The sequence below is a fragment of the Lentzea albida genome (assembly GCF_900111005.1).
Classification (GTDB): Bacteria; Actinomycetota; Actinomycetes; order Mycobacteriales; family Pseudonocardiaceae; genus Lentzea; species Lentzea albida.
On the sequence record NZ_FOFV01000025.1, the window covers coordinates 89,703 to 110,030 of the forward strand.

16 protein-coding genes and 1 pseudogene are annotated in these 20,328 nt (G+C 70.1%); 3 read left to right on the forward strand and 14 right to left on the reverse strand.

Going from position 1 to position 20,328, the window contains the following annotated elements; translation table 11 throughout:
* The first annotated feature begins 3 nt into the window (after positions 1–3).
* Positions 4–342, forward strand: coding sequence for a condensation domain-containing protein (locus tag BMY74_RS40010; protein WP_143091913.1), 339 nt, complete (start codon positions 4–6; stop codon positions 340–342).
* On the opposite strand, the gene BMY74_RS40015 is transcribed toward BMY74_RS40010, so the two are convergent.
* The 4 genes from BMY74_RS40015 to BMY74_RS40030 are packed head-to-tail and all read right to left on the reverse strand — an operon-like array spanning position 335 to position 4,365.
* Positions 335–1,033, reverse strand: a complete 699-nt coding sequence (locus tag BMY74_RS40015) for a class I SAM-dependent DNA methyltransferase (RefSeq protein WP_089926295.1) — start codon at positions 1,031–1,033, stop codon at positions 335–337. The two genes, BMY74_RS40010 and BMY74_RS40015, sit on opposite strands and share 8 nt — an antisense overlap.
* On the reverse strand, positions 1,026–1,694 hold the full coding sequence (locus tag BMY74_RS40020) for a hypothetical protein (protein WP_089926297.1): 669 nt from the start codon (positions 1,692–1,694) through the stop codon (positions 1,026–1,028). The genes BMY74_RS40015 and BMY74_RS40020 overlap by 8 nt, the downstream gene beginning before the upstream one ends.
* Positions 1,694–3,307: a vWA domain-containing protein gene (locus BMY74_RS40025; protein WP_089926300.1), complete on the reverse strand. Its 1,614-nt coding sequence runs from the start codon at positions 3,305–3,307 to the stop codon at positions 1,694–1,696. The genes BMY74_RS40020 and BMY74_RS40025 overlap by 1 nt, the downstream gene beginning before the upstream one ends.
* Positions 3,304–4,365 (reverse strand): ATP-binding protein, encoded by a 1,062-nt coding sequence (locus BMY74_RS40030; protein WP_089926303.1) that lies wholly within the window; start codon positions 4,363–4,365, stop codon positions 3,304–3,306. Before BMY74_RS40030 ends, BMY74_RS40025 begins: the two co-directional genes overlap by 4 nt.
* Positions 4,366–4,515: 150 nt before the next feature.
* Between BMY74_RS40030 and BMY74_RS40035 the strand changes: the two genes are divergently transcribed.
* Positions 4,516–6,204 (forward strand): cellulase family glycosylhydrolase, encoded by a 1,689-nt coding sequence (locus BMY74_RS40035; RefSeq protein ID WP_089926306.1) that lies wholly within the window; start codon positions 4,516–4,518, stop codon positions 6,202–6,204.
* Positions 6,205–6,245: 41 nt separating this feature from the next.
* Here BMY74_RS40035 and BMY74_RS40040 read toward each other — a convergent pair whose 3' ends face one another.
* From BMY74_RS40040 to BMY74_RS40050, 3 genes are all read right to left on the reverse strand, one after another.
* Positions 6,246–7,724 (reverse strand): glutamate-cysteine ligase family protein, encoded by a 1,479-nt coding sequence (locus tag BMY74_RS40040; RefSeq protein WP_089926309.1) that lies wholly within the window; start codon positions 7,722–7,724, stop codon positions 6,246–6,248.
* Positions 7,725–7,847: 123 nt separating this feature from the next.
* The gene (locus BMY74_RS40045; protein WP_089926312.1) at positions 7,848–8,489 is read right to left on the reverse strand and encodes a 4'-phosphopantetheinyl transferase family protein; all 642 of its coding nucleotides are present in this window, start codon (positions 8,487–8,489) and stop codon (positions 7,848–7,850) included.
* A 3-nt stretch (positions 8,490–8,492) separates the two neighbouring features.
* Positions 8,493–9,311 carry a metallophosphoesterase family protein gene (locus BMY74_RS40050; RefSeq protein WP_089926315.1) on the reverse strand — a complete coding sequence of 273 codons (819 nt, stop codon included), beginning with the start codon at positions 9,309–9,311 and terminating at the stop codon, positions 8,493–8,495.
* Positions 9,312–10,057: 746 nt separating this feature from the next.
* On the opposite strand from BMY74_RS40050, the pseudogene BMY74_RS46470 reads away from it, so the two are divergent.
* Positions 10,058–10,465, forward strand: a pseudogene (locus BMY74_RS46470) (transposase); the annotation flags it as partial.
* 624 nt (positions 10,466–11,089) lie between these two features.
* Here BMY74_RS46470 and BMY74_RS40060 read toward each other — a convergent pair.
* The 7 genes from BMY74_RS40060 to BMY74_RS40090 form a co-directional block, all read right to left on the reverse strand.
* Entirely contained in the window at positions 11,090–12,265 is a 1,176-nt protein-coding gene (locus tag BMY74_RS40060) for a sensor histidine kinase (RefSeq protein ID WP_089926321.1), read from the reverse strand.
* A gap of 14 nt (positions 12,266–12,279) precedes the next feature.
* Positions 12,280–14,019, reverse strand: coding sequence for a sodium/solute symporter (locus BMY74_RS40065; RefSeq protein WP_089926324.1), 1,740 nt, complete (start codon positions 14,017–14,019; stop codon positions 12,280–12,282).
* Complete coding sequence (locus BMY74_RS40070) at positions 14,016–14,363, reverse strand: hypothetical protein (protein WP_245786652.1); 348 nt, start codon at positions 14,361–14,363, stop codon at positions 14,016–14,018. The genes BMY74_RS40065 and BMY74_RS40070 overlap by 4 nt, the downstream gene beginning before the upstream one ends.
* Positions 14,364–14,413: 50 nt before the next feature.
* Entirely contained in the window at positions 14,414–15,310 is an 897-nt protein-coding gene (locus BMY74_RS40075) for a LytR/AlgR family response regulator transcription factor (RefSeq protein WP_089926329.1), read from the reverse strand.
* A 244-nt stretch (positions 15,311–15,554) separates the two neighbouring features.
* Positions 15,555–15,842 (reverse strand): hypothetical protein, encoded by a 288-nt coding sequence (locus tag BMY74_RS40080; protein WP_089926332.1) that lies wholly within the window; start codon positions 15,840–15,842, stop codon positions 15,555–15,557.
* A 428-nt stretch (positions 15,843–16,270) separates the two neighbouring features.
* A complete protein-coding gene (locus tag BMY74_RS40085) occupies positions 16,271–18,757 on the reverse strand; it encodes a DEAD/DEAH box helicase (RefSeq protein ID WP_089926335.1) in 2,487 nt (828 codons plus the stop codon).
* A gap of 10 nt (positions 18,758–18,767) precedes the next feature.
* Entirely contained in the window at positions 18,768–20,117 is a 1,350-nt protein-coding gene (locus BMY74_RS40090; RefSeq protein ID WP_089926338.1) for a glutamine synthetase family protein, read from the reverse strand.
* Positions 20,118–20,328 lie beyond the last annotated feature (211 nt).

The following is a 20,328-nucleotide window of genomic DNA, read 5'->3' on the forward strand; positions in this document are numbered from 1 at the left end:
AATGTGAGAGCGATTACGGTGCAGGTTCGGGCAGGGCTGGGCGTGGGACGCCTCGCCGCCGCCATGGAGTCCCTGGTGGAACTGCATCCCGAGCTGTGTCGTTCCGGCTTCGCGCACCACGAGGTGAGTGATCCCGTCGCCGCCACCCCCGCGGCCCTCGCGGAGGCGGAGGCGGGACTCGACCTGCAGGCCGGTGTGCTGATGCACGTCGTGTGGCTCGACGCCGGGCCCGGGCAGTCCGGCCGGATGGTGCTGGTGCTGCACGACATCGTGGCCGACCGCCTGCCGCGCGTCCTGCCGTGGCTCGTGCAGGCGTGGAAGCAGCCCGCGCTGGTCAGCTGACCTTCCGGGCCACGAACACGTTCTCGAGTCCCGGCCGGTCCGGCGCGTCGCGCACGTCCACGACCTCGAACCCGCACGCCACGAGGCTTTCCTCGATCTCGGCGCGCGAGCGGAACCGCAGCGTCGAGTCCGAGGCGACCTCCGTGCCGTCCGGGAAGCGGTAGGTGTGGCGGAACGACACGAACGGCAGGTCGGCGCCGAGCAGCTCACGCCGTTCCTCGACGCCGTCCACCACCCGGTGCGTGGTCGTGGCCCAGCCCTCCCACGCCTTGGCCTCCGGCCGCCGTGATTCGAACACCAGGTGCCCGCCGGGACCCAACGCGCCGTGCACGCCGCGCAGCGTCGCCTCCCAGTCGTCGCCGAGGAACACCTGCGCCACGTTCGCGGTCATCGTCGCGAGATCGACCTGGAGCGGAGGCAGGGTGGTCGCGTCGCCGTGGATCCACCTGACCCGGGAATCCTTGGCCCGTGCCAGGTCCAGCGACGCGAGCGCCGGGTCGACGCCGACGACCGCGAGACCCGCGCCGGCCAGCACCGTGGCGAAGCACCCCGTGCCGCAGCCGACGTCCAGCACGCTCGCCGCACCGAGTTCGGCGGCGATCGCCAGGTAGTGGTCCAGGTCGTCGCGCGGCCCGTCGAACGCGTCGTAGAGCCGAGCGAGCCGGGGATCGGCGAAGAGCGCGTCAGGCATGCCACATCCCCGGTCCGACGACGAACGGCATCAGCAACTCGATCACCTCTCGGTCAGGGCGCCCGTGCAGTTCCTCTTCGGCGACGCGCCGCGCGATGCCGGCCAGGAAGTCGGCCACCTGCACGCGGGCGTCGAACTGCGAGTCGGCCAGCACCAGGCTCTCCAGCCGGGGCGCGAGTTCCTTGAGCTGCCGGATCCGCCCGTCGGTGAGCGACAGCTGCTGGTCGTGCACGATCGACACCGGCCCGCCCCACTGGGCCACGGCCCGCAGGATCGCCGGGAACAACGGGTCCAGGGCGCCGCGCGGGCCGCGGGCGCGCAGGAGGTCGTTGTACAGCTCCAACGGCCCGGTCACCGAGCCGAACTCCGCCCGCACCCGCGAGGCCAGGAACCGCCGCTTGTCCACGAGTTGCACGCGGGCGCGCCCCGCGAGCGGGCCGTCCGGGCCGAGGAACCACAGCAGCGCCCACCGGTTCTTGGTCCGCAGCAGGTGGTTCGCCTTGTACTCCTGGGCCGGTGACTTGATCATGTCCCGCAACGACTCCACACACGCCGCCGCGTCGGAGTGGGAGAACCGCACGGCCGCGTGCGCGAAGACGGCGGTGACCCCGCCGACGAGCTTCTCGCCCTCGGACCCCGACTCGTCACAGGCGATCTCCATCAGGACATCCGGAAGACCGGGCCGCGGGCGCGGAACGGCAGGTGGGCCCCCGCCGGGATCAGGAACGCGTGCTCCCGCCGGATCCGCAGCACGTCGCACCCGCCGTCGGTGATCACCAGGACCGGCCCGCCGGAGGGGAAGTCCGGGGCGCGTTCGAGCAGGTCGATCCCGGGCTGCAGCACCGTGCCGCCGCGCCCGCGCACCGCCACCCGGCCCGCTATGTCCTCGACGGGCACGTATCCGGCGTCATATGCCATCGCGTCACAGAAAACCACGCGAGCGGCGGGCACGTCACGTGCCGCGGCGTAGGAGGCGATCGCGCCGAGAGCCTTGCCCAGCAACCGCGGGTCCATCGAGCCGGACGTGTCGAGCACGACGCCGAACGTCGGCCGCGCCTCCAGCGACTCGGGTCGCAGCCAGCCGGGCCGCGGGATGTCCGGAGTGGACGCTTGGCGGCGTGACGCCCGCGCGTAGCTGCGCCGCTTCTCCGCGGCCGGGACGAACTCCTCGAACCACCGCGCCAGCTGGGCGTCCCACGACAGCGGCGGGTGCTCCAGCGCGCGGATCTCCTCGACCAGTCCCGCGGGCAGCAGTCCGCGCGCGGACGTGTGGTAGCTCAGTCCCGTCAGCAACGCACGCCGGTAGAAGTCGTCGAGGTCGGCGAAGTCGGCCGGTCCGCGCAACGGTTCGCCGAGCAGGTCGCCCTGGCGGTTCCCGCGCAGCGTCAGCAACTTCCGGTACCGCCGCAGGTCCGTCGTGATCCGGTCGTAGACGGACTCCGCCGACAGGCCGCGCAGTTCGGGGTCGTGCAGCGCCCCGGACGGCGCCGATCCGACGCCCATCTCGACCAGCCAGCCGTTCACCACGAAGTCCGCGGCGACGTTCCACAGGTACGGGTCCCGCCCGCCGGTCCGGTCGCCGTGGCGCAGCGCGGCGTGCAGCATCTCGTGCGCCAGCACGAACCGCCACTCCGGTTTCGTCAAGCCCGCCAACGGGTTCACGTAGATCTCGGCCGAGGCCGCGGACACCGCGGCGATCGAGATGTCCCAGCCGCGCGCCAGTTCCGCGTCCGCCACCACGGTCATCGTCGACGCCAGTGCGCCCAGCAGCGGGTAGTTCGACACGAACCAGCCCAGCGCCAGCTCCCACTCGGTCTTCACCGGCCGGGAGTCGGACAGCGAGGACCGCGCGCCGCCCGCCACGTCGATCGCGGCCACGGCGGCGTTGGACAGCCCGGCGGCGAACCGGTTCGCCCACTTCCCGGGGTCCTTCGACTCCTCACCGCGGACGCATCGGCCGGGCTCCCACGAGCCGGGCCGCCTGCCGAACTTGAGCGCGGGCTGGAAGTCCAGCACGTCGTCACAGGAGAACGTGCTGAAACCCAGGTGCAGCAAGCAGTGCGCGAACACCCACGCCCACTCGTCCTCGGTCGCCCTCCGCGTCGGGTGGGCGAACAGCAGGCCGTCGAGCGAGATGTCCGCCCACGGGTGGTCGGACTGCCGGCGCACGTAGGTGCTCAGGGCGGCGAACAGCGGATGCGCGTTGATCCGCCGGTCCGCCGCCTCGAACGCCAGCGCGGCGGGGTCCGCGACACCCTTGCGGCGACTGCTCATGCGCGTGCCGCGACCAGCCGGGGCAGGTCACGGGTGACCTCGACGAGGAACCACGCGGGTAGCACGGGGTTGCCGTCGTCGTCGGCCGCGATCACCATCTGCGCGATCTCGAGCGACAGCTCGGCCAGCTCCAGCAGCAGCGCCTTGCCCCGGTGCGCGAGCCGCTTGCCCGCCGCGGACGCGTGCGTCTTGTCGTGCGGCAGCTCCTTCACCAGCCGCGCGCGGAACGCCTCACCCAGGAAGTACAGCAGGTCGCGGTCCTGGGGCGCCGACGGCCAGCGCGTGTCCCCGCGCAGCACGGCCTCCAGCCCGTAGGCGTTGCGCACGGTCTTCACGTACGCCTTGAACATCGACGCGTGGTTCGCGGTGACCGTGCCGAACGCGAGCACGCCGAGGAGGTCCTCGGAGATGTCCTCGCCGAACGAGTGCAGCGCGTCCGAGAGCATGTGCCAGCCGCGCGGCGTGGAGAACGTCTCCTCGACCTTCGGCGCCGCGCTCCACAGGTGGTCGGGGCGCTGGGTCAGGTACTCCAGCACCCACGGGTGGATGTCGTTGCGGCGTGCCCAGGCGAGCCAGTCGCGCGCGGACGCGGTGAGGTGCACGTGGATCATGCGGTTCACCAGTGCGGACGCCATCGGGCGCGCCAGGGCGTTGTCGACCGCCCGGTTGCCCGCGCCGATCACGATCGAGCCCTTCGGCAGCTCGTAGGAGCCGATGCGCCGGTCGAGGATCAGTGAGTAGAACGCCTTCTGCACCTCGGGGGAGCTCGCGTTCAGCTCGTCGAGGAACAGGCAGTACGGGTCGTGCCGCGCGATGGACTCGGGCGGGGCGAACCGGGACCGGCCACCGACCAGTTCCGGAACTCCGATGAGGTCCTCGGGCGCCAGCTGGGTGCCCAGCAGCGTCACGCACTCGAGGCCCAGTTCGGTGGCGAACCGGCGGACGAGCGAGGACTTGCCGATACCCGGTGCTCCCCAGAGGAAGACCGGCCGGACGACGGCGACGTGCAGCAGCACCTCCGGGAGCTGTGCTGGTGTCACGGTGACTGTGGATCGCATCAGGTGGTCGAGGATGCCTCATCCCCCTTGTCCCGGTCGCCCGAATTTGTTGACAGGAGCAGAGGTCCGGTGCTGTGATGCCACCGTTAGGAAACCTTCTTAACTAAATCGCCGCCGCGCCCTGCTGTTCCCCTCACACAGGAGGCACCTGTGGCCAGATCCCTGTTGCTGGTAGTCCCAGCAGCGTTGGCGCTCACCGTCGTCCCGGCCGTCGCGGTCGCCGCCCCGGTCCAGTACCAGGCCGAGAACGCGACCATCTCGAACGGCCTCGTCGAGTCGAACCACGCGGGCTTCACCGGCAGTGGTTTCGTCAACTACGACAACGAGATCGGCAGCTCCGTCGAGTTCACCGTGAACGCGGCGGCCGCCGGCCCGGCGAACCTCACCTTCCGGTTCGCCAACGGCCAGACGGCCGACCGCCCGATGGACGTCTCGGTGAACGGCTCGGTGGTCGCGAGCCGGCTGTCGTTCCCGAGCACCGGCGCGTGGACGTCGTGGACCACCAAGTCCACCTCCATCACGCTCAAGGCCGGTACCAACAAGATCAAGACGGTCGCGACGACGTCGAACGGCGGCCCGAACCTGGACCGCGTCGACGTCGACGCGCAGGGCGGCGGCACGCCGGACACCGTGGCCCCCTCCGTGCCCGGCAGCCTGCGCTCCACCGGCACCACGGCGACGTCGATCTCGTTGGCGTGGAACGCGTCCACCGACAACGTGGGCGTGACGGACTACGTGCTGTCCAACGGGCAGACGGCGACCGGCACCACGCACACCGTCTCCGGCCTCACCCCGGACACCGCCTACACCTTCACCGTGCAGGCGCGGGACGCGGCGGGCAACCTGTCCGGCGCGTCGAACTCGATCTCCGTGCGCACCCAGCCGGGCACGCCCGGCGGCACCCGGCCGCACGACGTCAACGGCCTGCTGCGGGTGTGCGGCGTGCAGCTCTGCAACCAGTACGGCAAGCCGATCCAGCTGCGCGGCATGAGCACGCACGGCATCCAGTGGTACCACCAGTGCTCCAAGTCCCAGTGGTGGGACGCCCTGGTGAACGACTGGAACGCGGACTTCATCCGCGTCGCCATGTACATCCAGGAGGACGGCTACGAGACCGACCCCCGCAGGTTCACCGACCTGATGCACGGCTACATCGAGGAGGCCACGCGCCGCGGCATCTACGTCCTCGTGGACTGGCACCAGCTCTCACCCGGTGACCCGAACTACAACCTGGCGCGCGCCAAGACGTTCTTCACCGAGATCGCCCGGCGCCACAAGGACAAGACCAACATCATCTACGACATCGCCAACGAGCCCAACGGCACGTCGTGGTCGCGGGTCAAGTCCTACGCCGAGCAGATGATCCCGGTCATCCGGAACATCGACCCGGACAGCCTCATCGTCTCGGGCACGAACGGCTGGTCGACGTTCGGCCACTCCGACGGCGACAGCCCGTCCGAGGTGCTGAACAACCGGGTCAACGCGACCAACTTCATGTACTCGTTCCACTTCTACGCCCAGGCCCACCGCGACGAGTACCTGAGCGTGCTGGACCAGGTGTCGAGCCAGGTCCCCGTGTTCGTGACCGAGTTCGGCACGCAGGCCGCGTCCGGTGGCGGCTCGAACGACTTCACCATGTCGCAGAAGTACGTCGACCTGATGGCCCGCAAGAAGATCTCGTGGGCCAACTGGAACTTCTCCGACGACGGCCTGACCGGTGCCGTGTTCAAGACCGGGACGTGCTCCGGCACCACGTTCGCGGGCACCGGTGTGCTCAAGCCCGCCGGTGTCTGGGTGCGCGAGCGGATCCGCACGCCGGACAACTTCCCGACGAGCTGAACCGAGGGGCGTGGCCGTCTTCCGGCGGCCACGCCCCGCTCCTACGTCAACGGCCAGCTGTGCACGGGTTCGTTGGCGTGCATCAGGTCCACATAGGTCCGGAGCATCGTGCGCAGCGCGTCGGCCCGGTCCATGTGGCTGTGGTCGTAGTGCCGGTGGAACTCGCGCGCCTGCCAGGTGGCACCGTTCACGCCGCTCAGGCAGCGCTGCTCGATGACGCCCAGCAAACGGTCGCGCTCCGCCGAGTCGACGCCCCACCGGATCAGGCCCTCGTGGGCGAGGGGGAGGAGCCTGCGCAGCACCAGTTCCACGACCGGCACCGTGCCGACGCCCGGCCAGTACATCTGCGCGTCCATGCCGTTGCGCGAGGCCGCGTTGAAGTTCTCCTCGGCCGCCTGGAAGCTCATCTGGGACCACAGTGGACGTTCGTCCTCGGCCAGTGCCCGCACCAGCCCGAAGTACAGGGCGGCGTTGGCGAGCGTGTCCACGACGGTCGGCCCGGCGGGCAGCACGCGGTTCTCCACGCGCAGGTGCGGGCGGTCGCGGACGACGTCGTAGACCGGCCGGTTCCAGCGGTAGATGGTGCCGTTGTGCAGCTTCAGCTCGTTCAACGACGGGGTGTCGCCCTTGTCGAGCACCGCCAGCGGGTCCTCGTCGTCGGTGATCGGCAGCAGCGCCGGGAAGTAGCGGACGTTCTCCTCGAACAGGTCGAAGATCGAGTTGATCCACCGCTCGCCGAACCACACGCGCGGCCGCACGCCCTGCGCCTTGAGCTCGTCGCCGCGGGTGTCGGTGGCCTGCTGGAACAGCGCGATGCGCGTCTCCCGCCACAGCTCCTTGCCGAGGAAGAACGGCGAGTTCGCGCCCACCGCCACCTGCACGCCCGCGATGGCCTGGGCGGCGTTCCAGTAGGCGGGGAACTGCTCGGGGCTCACCTGCAGGTGCAGCTGCGTGCTCGTGCAGGCGGCCTCGGGGACGATCGAGCTGGACGTGAGGTGCAGCCGCTCGACGCCGTCGATGGCGATCTGCAGGTCCTCGCCGCGCGCCGCCAGCACCTGCTCGTTGAGCAACGCGTAGCGCGGGTTGCTCGACAGCAGGTCGGGCGAGATGTCCTTGCTGCGCAACGTCGGCAGGATGCCGTTTATGACCATGTGCGCGCCGACCGAGCGGGCCTTCTGCTCGGCGTCGTTCAGGCTGCGGCGGACCGTGTCCTCGAAGGCCGTGATGCCGCCGCCCGCGAGCCGGCGCGGGGCCACGTTGATCTCGATGTTCCACTGGCCGAGCTCGGTCACGAAGTCCGGGTCGTCGATGACCTGCAGCGCCTCGTGGTTCTTCATCGCCGGATCGGCGTTCTCGTCGATCAGGTTGATCTCGATCTCAAGACCGGTCATCGGCCTCTCGAAGTCGAAGCGCGCCTCACGCAGCATCCGCGCGAACACGTCGAGGCACCGGCGCACCTTGGTGCGGTACCGCGTTCGGTCCTCGCGCGTGAACTCGTGCTTCGCGACGTCCTCGCCCATGGTGGCCTCCCGGCGGTCGAGGGTTCACCCCACCATCGTGCACCATGGTTGATCAATCCGACACTCGTGTGTCGTGTTCCGGGACGAGCGGACAGCGCGTGGCCGCGTCTCAGCCGGTCGCGCTCACACCGCGGGCACGGCGATCGACGTGACCAGGATGTCGCCCTGCACCAGCCAGCGGCCCTCGAACCCGGCGATCGGGCTGTCGGGCAGCAGGATGCGCGAGTGGAACGTGCCGTCGGCGCCGAGGGTGATGTCCGCGTCCTCGAACCCGAGCCAGCGCTTCGTCACCGGGAACCACGCCTTGTAGGTCGACTCCTTGGCGCTGAACAGCAACCGGTCCCAGCAGATCTTCGGGTCGGCGGCCTGCAGGCCCGCCATCCGGTCGAGTTCGGCCTGGACCGCGATCGCGCCCAGCACGCCGTCCGGCGCGGGCTGGTGCGGTTCGGCGTCGATGCCGATCGTCTCGAAGTCCGACGCCCTGGCCAGTGCGGCCGCGCGGTAGCCCTTGCAGTGCGTGAGGCTGCCGACGACGTTCGGCGGCCACAGCGGCTCGCGCTTCGGGCCCGGCAGGATCGGGGCGGGCTCGACGTCCAGGCGCCGCATGGCCTCGCGGGCGCACGCGCGGACCGTGCCGAACTCCGAGCGGCGCTTCTGGACGGCGTTGCTGATCTGCGCCTCCTCCTCGGGGAAGAGCACGACCGGTTCGTCGTCGTCGTACCGCTCCACCGCCGCGATCGGGTGGGGCAGGAGTTGTTCCAGCATGGTCTACGACTCCCGCAGCACGTCGTGCAGCTTCACCTGGGTGGTGCCGCGTGGTTTCCACTCGCGCGGGTAGCCGAGCGAGACCTCGTCGAAGCGCACGCCGTCGTGGTGCGTCGTGCGGGGGATGTGCAGGTGGCCGTAGACCATCTCCACGGCGTTGAACCGGGTGTGCCAGTCGGCGGTGAGGGTCGTGCCGCACCAGAGCGCGAACTCGGGGTAGCGCAGCACGAACGTGGGGTCGCGGACGAGCGGGTAGTGGTTGATCAGCACGGTCGGGCCGGTGATCTGCGCGAGCCGCTCCTCCGTCTCGCGCACGCGCGCCTCGCACCACGCCTGCCGGGACGGGTACGGGTCCGGGTGCAGGAAGTACTCGTCCGTGCACACGACGCCCGCCTGGTGCGCGATGGCGAGGGCCGACTCCACGTCCGTGGCACCCGTCGGCCGGAAGGAGTAGTCGTACCCGAGGAAGAGGGGACAGACGGTGACCGGACCGTTCGGCCCCGGGAACGTGACGTACGGGTCCTCGGGAGTGATCACGTCGAGGCTGCGGCACAGCTCCACGAGCTGCTTGTAGCGCACCTCGCCGCGCGACTGGTTGGCGTCGTCCTTGGTGGTCCAGAGCTCGTGGTTGCCCGGCGACCAGATCACCTTCGCGAACCGCGGGCGGAGCTTGGTGAGCGTCCATTCGATGGAGTCGAACTTCTCCGCGACGTCCCCGGCGATGATCAGCCAGTCGGCCGGGTCGGGAGCGGTGATCGCGTCCACGGCGTCGCGGTTGTCCTGGTAGGAGACGTGCAGGTCGCTGGTGGCCAAGAGCTTCACGCACCGACGGTATCCCCGGAGTCAACGGAACGCGATCACCCCCTCCCGGTGATCGCGCTCTCACTCGATCGTGAGAGCGGTACCACGACCGGTTATCCGTTCGTCGCAGACAGTGCGCCACTCGTCTCAACAGGATGAGCCGCGCATCGCCACGGCACGTCCGCTCATCGCCTTTAGGGGCCTGCGCACTTACCTCGTCTGTAACCGGCTTCTTACTGTGAGCGCTGTCACCAGACGGAAAAGTCCTGGCGGAGGACCACACCATGACCGACTCGCAGTTCGCTCGCACCCCGGACCCGCGCCTCGCGCGCCAGGTCCCGCCCCGTCAGGCGCCGGCCCACCCCACGCGGCAGGCCCCGATCGGACAGGCGGGTGCGGCCCAGGTCGGCTCGCGCCAGGCCGCGGCGGGCCGCCAGGCGGTGCCCGCACGTCAGCAGGCGGTCCCCGGACGCCCGGTCACGGGCCAGGTCCCGTCCCGCGCCGGCCAGCTCGCGCCGCGCCAGACCCCGCCGGCCCGCTACGGCCAGCCGGTGGACCCGCGCCTCGCCGCGAACCCGTCGTTCCGCCGCACCGTGGGCGCCGAGATCGCCCGCCACGCCCAGCAGCAGCAGGCCTACGCCGTCCCGCAACGCCGCACCACGGCCGAGGACACGGCCCTCGCCACCCTGCTCCGCTCCCGCCAGCGCGCCGAGTCCGCCCGCCAGGACCCGAGGCCCGCCGACGTGACGCCGCGAGCGGACTCGTGGATGCGCACCTCCGCCTGGCCCGACACGAGCGTGGACTCTGGCCGCGGCGACGTCATCGAACAGCTCTCCGCCCGCCTCGTGTCCGCGAACCTGTGGTCGGTCGTCGAACCGCTCATCCCGCCGGCCAAGGTCCGCAGGCAGGGCGGCGGCCGCGGCCGCGTCTCGAACCGCGCCGTGTTCACCGCGATCGTGTTCGTGCTGTCGTCCGGGTGCGCCTGGCGGCACCTGCCGGCCTCGTTCGGGGTGACCGTGCCGACGGTGCACCGGCGGTTCCAGGAGTGGACCGACCTGGGACTGTGGGTCCGGCTGCGGCGCGCGGTGGCCGAAGGGGCCTGCGGTGCCGAGGAGATCGAGTGGATCCGGGCCGTGCTGGACGCGGCTGACCGGCGGGCGGCCAAGGCGGCCAGCTGACGCACCGGGTTTCGGCTTCGCCGGAGTCATCCTGAAGAAGGGTGGCTCCGGCGTTTTGTTTGCTTGTTTTGTGGGATGGGTCGAGGGCTTGTGCGGGTCGGTTTGGGTGGGTTGGCGCCGGTTCCAGCGGAGGGGTCACCTAGTGCGGGCGTGTCACCTTTTGCTGGTGGTCGCGTTGGGTCGTGTCGAGCCGGGTTGTTTCATCGCCGCTTCGCGACGATTGCGATTGGGGCTTGACTTCGGGGCCCTTGCGAGGCCTTTCTCGGCCTGGAAAAGGCCGGTCTGTGAAGCCCGGCCGAGTGGTCAAGTTCAAGGCCTCGCACCCAAAGTCAAGCCCCAATCGCCGTCGGGGCCGGGTCACCACCGCTTGCTCGGGCAGGCGAGGTAGGGACGCCTCGGCTTCGCCATTGCGCCGAGTGGCAGGTGTGCTCGGCTACGCCATCGCCTTCTGGCGTGGAGGAGCGCCTCGGCCTCCCCACTGCGCTCGACCGCAGGTGTGCTCGACCGCGCCACCGCTCTTGGCCCCCGCCACCGCCCTTGGCCCTGCCACCGCTCGGCCTGCCACCACTTGGCTCCGCCGCCCTTTGGCTCGCCGCAGGGGACCCCTGCGCGAGCCCGCCCTCACATGTCGCTGATCCCCGCGTGGTACTTCGGCACCCGCACGGTGATCTTCGTGCCCAGCCCGCACGCCGTCTCGACGACCAGGCCGTACTCGTCCCCGTACACGCGCCGCAGCCGCTCGTCGATGTTGCCCAGGCCGATGCCCGCCGACTCGTCCACCTGGCCGGCCAGGGTGCGGCGGAGTTTCTCGGGGTCCATGCCGATGCCGTCGTCCTCGATCGTGATGTGCGCTTCGGCGCCGCCGTCGTTGGCGTAGATCTGGATGTGGCCCGGCTCGACCTTGCCCTCCATGCCGTGGCGCACGGCGTTCTCGACGAGGGGTTGCAGGCACAGGAACGGGACGGTCACCGGCAGCACCTCCGGGGCGACCTGCAGCGTCACCTTCAGGCGTTCGCCGAAGCGGGCTCGTTCCAGGGCCAGGTACTGGTCGATGGAGCGGAGTTCCTCGGCGAGGGTGGTGAAGTCGCCGTGGCGGCGGAAGGAGTAGCGGGTGAAGTCCGCGAAGTCGAGGAGCAGGGTGCGGGCGCGCTCCGGGTTGGTGCGGACGTAGGAGGCGATGGCGGAGAGCGAGTTGTAGATGAAGTGCGGGGAGATCTGGGCTCGCAGGGCGCGCACCTCGGCTTCGACCAGGCGGGTGCGGGAGCGGTCGAGTTCTGCCAGTTCCAGTTGGCCCGCGGCCCAGCGGGCCACCTGGTTCGTGGCTCTGACCAGGCCCGCGGAGGCCTCGCGGGAGTAGGCGGCGAGGGTGCCCACGACCCTGCCCTCGACGGTCAGCGGGGCCACGACCGCGCAGTTGATCGGGCAGTTGGGTTCGTTGCAGCCTATGTCGAACGCCTGGGTGCGGCCGGTCAGGAACACGTCCTCGGCCTGGGCCATGGCGTCGGCCGCGTGGTGGTCGGAGACGCCCTCCCAGGCGACCACCTCGGTCTCGTCGGTCAGCGCCAGCGCCGGGGTGTCGAGCAGGGTGCGCAGGTGGCGCGCCGACTTCTTGGCCGCGTCGGGGACCAGGCCCGCGCGCAGGGGCGGTGCGGCGGACCAGGCCATGTGCAGGGTTTCGTAGGTGACGCGCTGGGCCTCGGTGGAGAGTTGCTGCTTGTTGCGCGTGCCTCGCCACAGGACCAGGACGGCCGCGCCGCCGACGACCAGGATCGCGGCCGCGGTGAGGAAGTCGTGCATCAGCGCGTCACCTTCTAGCTCCGGTCGTCCGAGGAGGAGCCGGAGCCGTCCAGCCCGAGGTTCTCGGGCGCGTGGAGCTTGACCATCGTGCGCTGCACCCCCGCCGGCACGTGCCGTTGGGTGAGCAGCGAGACCACGTACATCACCGCGAAGCCGAGCGGGACCGTCCACGCGGCTGGGCGGGAGAGCAGGATCTCGTACCAGGCGTCACCGGTGTCGGCGAACATCGTGACGAGGCCCGCGGTCAGGGCCGGGACCCCGCCCGCGAGCATGCCGGCGATCGCGCCGACCGTCGTGATGCGGCTCGACCAGATCCCCAGCATCAGCAAGGGGCACAACGAGGACGCGGCCACGGCGAACGCGAGGCCGACCATGTCCGCGACCGGCATCCCGGTCGACACGAACGTCATCGCGAGCGGCACCAGGCCCGCCAGCACCGTGGAGAACCGGAAGCCGCGCACACCGCCCAGCCGCAGCACGTCCTGCGAGAGCACGCCCGCGAGCGACACCACCAGGCCCGACGACGTGGACAGGAACGCCGCGAAGGCGCCGCCCGCCACCAGGGCGCCGAGCAGCTCACCGCCGACGCCGTCGATCATCCGCGTCGGCAGCACCAGCACCACGGCGTCGGTCTGGCCGGTCATCAGCAGTTCGGGGGTGTAGACGCGGCCGAGCGCGCCGTAGATCGGCGGCATCAGGTAGAAGAACGCCAGCAGCCCGAGCACGATCAACGTCGTGCGGCGCGCGGCGGTGCCGTTCGGGTTGGTGTAGAAGCGCACGATCACGTGCGGCAGGCCCATGGTGCCCAGGAACGTCGCGATGATGAGCGAATACGCCCCGTACAACGGGAAGTCCGCGCCGCTCGACATCGGCAGCGACCACATCTCGTTGGTGTTGTGCGCCATCGTGGACAGGTGCGGGACCGGGGCGTCCTTCGGGAACGTGAGCTCCGCGCCCTGCGCGATGCGGTGGTAGCCCTCGCCCAGCACCAGGCCCGTGTCGCCGACCCGCACGCCGTCGACCGAGCCGGTTCCCTTGACCAGCACGGCCTTCTCGACGTGGATCGTCGTCTGGCGCTGGAACGAGACGTCGGTGTTCTGCCGGAACACCGGGAAATCGGGCTTGGTCAGCGACTCGGCGCCGTTCACCTGCCACACGATCACCAGGAACACGATCGGCACGGTGATCGCGGTGAGCTTGAGCCAGTACTGGAACGCCTGCACGAACGTGATCGACCGCATGCCGCCCGACATCACGTTCGCCGTCACGACCGCCGTGACGATCAGCGCGCCCACCCAGTCCGGCGCGCCCGTCACCGTGTTCAGCGTCAGGCCGGCGCCTTCCAGCTGGGGCAACAGGTACAGCCAGCCGATCGCGAGCGCCAGGATCGACGCGACCACGCGCACGCCCCGCGAACGGAAGCGCGCCTCGGCGAAGTCCGGCAGCGTGTAGGCGCCGGACCGGCGCAGAGGCGCCGCGACCATCGTCAGCAGCACCAGGTACCCGGCGGTGTAGCCGACCGGGAACCACAGCATGTCCGGCCCGTAGGCGAAGATCAGCCCGGCGATGCCGACGAACGACGCCGCCGACAGGTACTCGCCGCCGATCGCGGACGCGTTCCACCACGGCGAGACCGTGCGCGAGGCGACGTAGAAGTCGGAGGTGGTGCGGGAGACGCGCAGACCGTAGGCGCCGACGAGGATCGTGCCCAGTACGACGACCACCACCGCCACGATGGCATACCCACTCGTCATGGACGTTCGACCAGCTCCGCGAACTCGCGTTCACTGCGCTCCGCCTGCCGCACGTAGAACCAGCCCGCCAGCAGCAGCATCGGGCACGTCGCCACGCACAGCAGGAACCACGGCAGCCCGAGCCCGAGGACCCGGAACTTGCCGAGGTCGGGCTCGATCGCGAACAGCAGCGGCAGCAGGCCGAGCGCGCCGCACGCCACCAGACACACCGACAGTCCCAGCCGCCGCTGCGCCCGGATCAGCGTGCGCATGTAGACGGCGCCGAGCTCGCTCTGCTCGTTGATCTCGCGCGTGCCCGAGTACGGGCGCCGCGCGCGGGGTGCCCGCGTGCGCGGACTCGTCACCACCACGCGCTGGGTCGGTCTGGGGTCCGGCCTGGGAGGTGGTGGCGTGGTCACGACCCGAGCCCGTTCCTCGGTTGCGTGCCCCCGGTGACGGGCGCGGGCCGGGCGCGGCGCACGAGCAGCTGCCGCAGGTGACGGGCGTGCCGGCGGCTGACCGGCAGCACCGCGCCGCCGATCGTGACGCTCAGGTGCCCCTCCTCCAGGCGCAGCTCGTCGATGTGGCCGAGCGACACCAGGTGGCTGCGGTGGATGCGCACGAAACCGGCGCTGCGCCAGCGTTCCTCGAGGCCGTTCAACGCGGCGCGGACCAGGCCGCTGCCGGTCGCGGTGTGCAGGCGGGCGTAGTCGCCGTGCGCCTCCACGTACCGGATGTCGGCGAGGCGGATGAACCGCGTGACGCCGCCGAGTTCGACGGGGATGACCTCGTCACCCATCTCCGGCGGCGTGGACTTCGCGGGCTGCTGCGCGGGCACCGGGGCGGAGGGTTCGGTGGCGGTCTTCGAGTCCCAGACCTCGTGCACGATGCGGTGCACGGACTCCGCGAGCCGTTCCTGCCGCACGGGCTTGAGCAGGTAGTCGAGCGCCTTGAGCTCGAACGCCTCGACGGCCGGCTGCTGGTGCGCCGTCACGAACACGACGGGCGGCGGCTGCGCGAACCGCGACAGCACGCGGGCGAGGTCGAGCCCGTCGAGCCCGGGCATGCGGATGTCGAGGAACACCGCGTCCAACGGCTGGCCGGCGTCCATCGCGCGGTGCAGCACCCGGAGCGCCTTGGTGGCGTCGGTGACCGCTTCCACGTGGGCGATGCGCGGATCGGAGCGCAACAGGTACGTGAGGTCTTCCAGCGCCGGTGCCTCGTCGTCGACGGCGAGCACCCGCAGCGAGCGCTCGAGGCTGCCACGTCGATCCGGCCCCTCGCAGATGGGGCAGGGCAGACCTGAGGTCATTCGAGATCGAGTCCAAACTGTGTGCGGCCGATCCTCACGTGGCGCGATTGGACCACGCTCGGTCATCGCGCGCCGGGTGAGCCGAGGGCGTCGGATACGCGATCATGCCCCCTCACGGAGGGTGACTTCTCGCGGGGGGCCGGTCGCAGGGCGTGTGCACGGCAGCATCCCCTCCCACCCCGTGAACCCGATTGGCCGCATCATCCGACAGGTGGGGGAGGAGCGGAAACCCTCCGATCGGGTGTCAGGAGTGTCTGACCGCCCGGGGCTGCGCGGCCAAGGCGTCACCGAGCGTGATCTCCAACTCGATGAACGACTCCTCGGCACGACGGGCGGCCACGCTCACGGAGGCGGCGGCGGCCGGGCCGACGAGTCTGCGGGTGGGCGCGCGGAGCGCCTGGATCGCCTCCGACCACTGGTTCGAGAGCTTGGCGAGACCGCTCAGCGTGTCCACGAGCTCCTCGGTGTTGTCCGGCGGCGACGCGACGATCTCCGCCAGCCGGTCGCGCAAGGCGTCCAGTGCCGGGTCCACTTCACTCCTCCAGACGGGGCCGTGCCAGGAATTTCTGCCACTGCGGCATCACCATATCCCGGCCGTGGTGTCCCAGTGCAATGATGTTGCCCCCAACGGCTCCATGTGATCAATCGATTGCACTGTCGTCTCATATGGTTCGTCTCAACTGGCATGTCCTCATTGCCGCCGAAATGCGTCCTGTTTCGACGTTCGGATCGAATATGCGCGCGCCGCGCGGGTGAATTCGCCGACCCCCCGCGGACAGGACATGAAATCGGCCACGCGCGAGCCCGTGACAGGTACCGTTGCCAGACCTTCGAAGCCGAACGAGTGCTGCGCCAGCTGTTGGGCGTGTTCGAGCCGGAAGAAGGCGCGCGTGCACCGCAGGGCCGCCTGTGCCCTCGCGCGGTGGAGCGACCTCGCGTCGGACGAGGCCCGCGGCTGGCTCAGAGCCTGCCGACGTCCGTGATCGTCACGACGGCCTCGCCCAGTTCGTCGGACGCGGCCAGGTCGACCTCGGCGTTGAAGCCCCAGTCCTTGTCGCCCGCCGGGTCCTCGAAGATCTGGCGGCAGACCCAGCGCTCGCGCTCGACGTTGATGATCAGGAACGCCGGGCCGCGCGCGTTCGGGCCCGCGCCGATGTCCGAGTGCTCCTCGAAGTACGGCTCCAGCGCGTCCATCCACTCCTTGGCGGTCCAGCCCGACTCGTGGTCGAGCTCCCCGAGGGAGTACCAGTCGCGCTTGGCGGCGAGTTCGACGCGGCGGAACAGGGCGTTGCGGACCAGGACGCGGAACGCGCGGACGTTGCGGGTGACCGCGGGCGGGAGGTCGACGCGGACCTCCTCGACCGGCGCGTCGGGGTTGGTGAGCTTCTCCCACTCGTCGATCAGCGACGAGTCGACCTGGCGGACGAGCTCGCCGAGCCATGAGATCAGGTCCTGCAGCTCCTCGGTCTTCGCCTCGTCGGGCACCGTCTGCGACAGCGCCTTGTAGGCGTCGGCCAGGTACCGCAGCACCAGGCCCTCGGAGCGCGCCAGGCCGTAGAACGACACGTACTCCGTGAACGTCATCGCGCGCTCGTACATGTCGCGCACGACGGCCTTGGGGGACAGGTGGTAGTCGCCGACCCACGGGTGGCCGCGGCGGTAGGTGAAGAAGGCGGCTTCCAGCAGTTCGTTCAGCGGCTTCGGGTACGTGACCTCGTCGAGCAGCTCCATGCGCTGGTCGTACTCGATGCCGTCGGCCTTCATCGCGCCGATCGCCTCGCCGCGCGCCTTGTGCTCCTGCGCGCCCAGGATCTGCCTCGGGTCGTCCAGGATGGACTCGATCACCGACAGCACGTCCAGCTCGTAGCCCGGCGCCTCGCGGTCGAGCAGTTCGATCGCGGCCAGCGCGAACGGCGACAGCGGCTGGTTCAGCGCGAAGTTGAACTGCAGGTCCATCGTGAGGCGGAAGTCGTCGCCGTCGCGTTCCACGACACCGGCGGCGACCAGCGCCTTGTACATCGCCAAAGCGCGCTTGATGTGCCTGAGCTGCTTCGGGCGGTCCTCGTGGTTGTCCTCCAGCAGGTGCCGCATGGCCTGGAACGCGCCACCGGCGGGACGGCCGATCACGTTCAGCAGCATCGCGTGCGAGACCTGGAACGACGACGTCAGCGGCTCGGGCTCGGCGCCCACGAGCCGTTCGAACGTCGACTCGCTCCACGACACGAACCCGTCCGGGGCCTTCTTGCGGACGACCTTGCGGCGCTTCTTCGGGTCGTCGCCCGCCTTCGCGAGCGCCTTGATGTTCTCGACCTCGTGCTCGGGCGCCTGCACGACGACCGTGCCGACCGTGTCGTAGCCAGCGCGGCCCGCCCGTCCGGCGATCTGGTGGAACTCACGGGCCTTCAAGATCCGCGTGCGCGTGCCGTCGTACTTCGAGAGAGCCGTGAACACGACCGTGCGGATCGGCACGTTGATGCCGACACCGAGGGTGTCCGTGCCGCAGATGACCTTGAGCAGACCGGCCTGCGCGAGCTGCTCGACCAGTCGGCGGTACTTCGGCAGCATGCCGGCGTGGTGCACGCCGATGCCGTGCCGGACCAGCCGCGACAGCGTCTTGCCGAACCCCGAGGAGAAGCGGAAGTTGCCGATCGTGGAGGCGATCTCCTCCTTCTCGGCCTTGGTGGCGACGTTGACGCTCATCAGCGACTGCGCGCGCTCCAGGGCCGCGGCCTGCGTGAAGTGCACGACGTAGATCGGCGCCTCACGGCCGTGCAGCAGGTCTTCGATCGTCTCGTGCAACGGCGTGGTGACGTACTGGAAGTTCAACGGCACCGGGCGCTGCGCCGAGCGGACCACGGCCGTCGGACGGCCGGTGCGCCGCGTCAGGTCCTTCTCGAAGAACGAGACGTCGCCGAGCGTCGCCGACATCAGCAGGAACTGGGCCTGCGGCAGCTCGACGATCGGCACCTGCCAGGCCCAGCCGCGGTCGGGCTCGCTGTAGAAGTGGAACTCGTCCATCACGACCTGGCCGACGTCGGCCGCGGCGCCGTCGCGCAGCGCGATGTTCGCGAGGATCTCGGCGGTGCAGCAGATGATGGGCGCCTGGTCGTTGACCGAGGCGTCGCCGGTCATCATGCCGACGTTCTCCGGCCCGAAGACCTCGCACAGCGCGAAGAACTTCTCCGAGACCAGCGCCTTGATCGGCGCCGTGTAGAAGCTGCGCTGGTTGCCCGCCATCGCGACGAGGTGCGCGCCGATGGCCACCAGGCTCTTGCCCGACCCCGTGGGCGTGCTGAGGATGACGTTGGCCCCCGAGACGAGCTCGATGACCGCTTCCTCCTGCGCCGGGTACAGCGCCAGGCCGCGCTCGGTCGCCCAGTGGGAGAAGGCGTCGAACAGTTCGTCTTCGTCGGCGATCGAGGTGAGCCGGTCCGTGAGTGCAGTCATCGCAGGTGAACTATAGGTGGTACGCGTATTCGGTGAACTCCCAGTCGGTCACGAACCGCTGGAACCGGGCCACCTCCTCCCACTTGAAGTCCACATAGGACCGCACGAAGTCCTTGCCCAGCACGTCGACCATCGACGTGTCCTCCTCCAGGTAGGCGAGGGCGTCGGGCAGCGTGGCGGGCAGCGTCGGGGCCTTGGCCGGGTCGTAGCCGTACCCGGCGGACGGCCGCGGCGGCTCGATCTGGTCGCGAATGCCCAGGTAGGTGGCGGCGATGAGGCCCGCGATGCCGAGGTACGGGTTCGCGCTCGCGTCGCCGAGCCGCAGCTCGAGCCGCGTGGTCTCGCCGCGCTCGGCCGGCACCCGCAGCATCGCGCTGCGGTTGTCGAGGCCCCAGTCGATCAGCCACGGCGCGAGCGAGTCCGGCCCGAACCGCTTGTAGGAGTTGACCGTGGGGTTGAGCAGCGCGGCGAGCGCCGGCGCGTGCTTGAGGATGCCGCCGATCGCCCAGCGCGCCTCGTCCGACAGCCCGCTCGACGTGCCCGCCGCCTGGAACGCGTTGCGGCCGTCCTTCTCGTGGCACGAGAGGTGCAGGTGGAACCCGCTGCCGCCGCCGTCGTTGAACGGCTTGGCCATGAACGTCGCGAGCCGGCCTTCCCGCCTCGCGAGCTCCTTGACGCTCGTCTTGAACCGGAACGCGCGGTCGGCCGCGTCCATCGCCGGCGAGTGGACGAGGTTGATCTCGAACTGCCCGCCGGCGTACTCGTGGTTGCCGCCGGTCGTCTGCAGACCCGCGCTGCTGAGCGTGCGAAGAGTTCTCAACAGATGACCGTCGGAATCACCGCGGCGCCCCGTCGCGTAGACGTTGCCGGGCTCGTCGCAGTACGGACGCCACCCGTTCGGGCGATCTTCGTCGGGTTCGCAGAGAAAATATTCCAGCTCGGGACCGATCACGGGGGAGAGCCCCGTGGTGTCGAATATCTCCAGCGCCCTTCGAAGCACCTGCCGCGGTGATTCGTCCACGGGTCTTTCGTCGGCGGGGCTCACCGCGTCGCCGATGCACCACGCCACGCCCGGCTCCCACGGGATCGGGAGCAGCGTGTCGAGGTCGGGGACCACGATGACGTCGGGCAGCCCGGCGTCCAGCACACCCCCGTTCTCGGTGGTCTTGCCGCCCGGCGTCGTGCTGTAGACGGCGCGGCAGAACGACAGCCCGCGCTGGGTAACCGCAGGTAGGTGCTCTACGAGGACGTCACGGCCCCGGTCGGTGCCGAGCAGGTCGGGGAAGACGACGCGCACCACGTCGATCCCGTCCTCGCCGAGTCTTGCCGCGAGTTCCCGTGTCACCTGTTCACCGGCCACGTCGAACTACCTTTCCGGCACTGTGTGTCGCTGACGCGGAGGGGATAACGTCGAGGGGCAAACGCTATCGACCCGTCCGTGGAGCGAAGACCGTCATTGGTCCCAGTCGGGGTGCTCCACACTCATCGTCCACCACCGGGCAACAGTCCGTAACTGGACGGGTGACGACCGTCACGAGATCATGCACGATGTGGGATCGTGATCAAAGAGG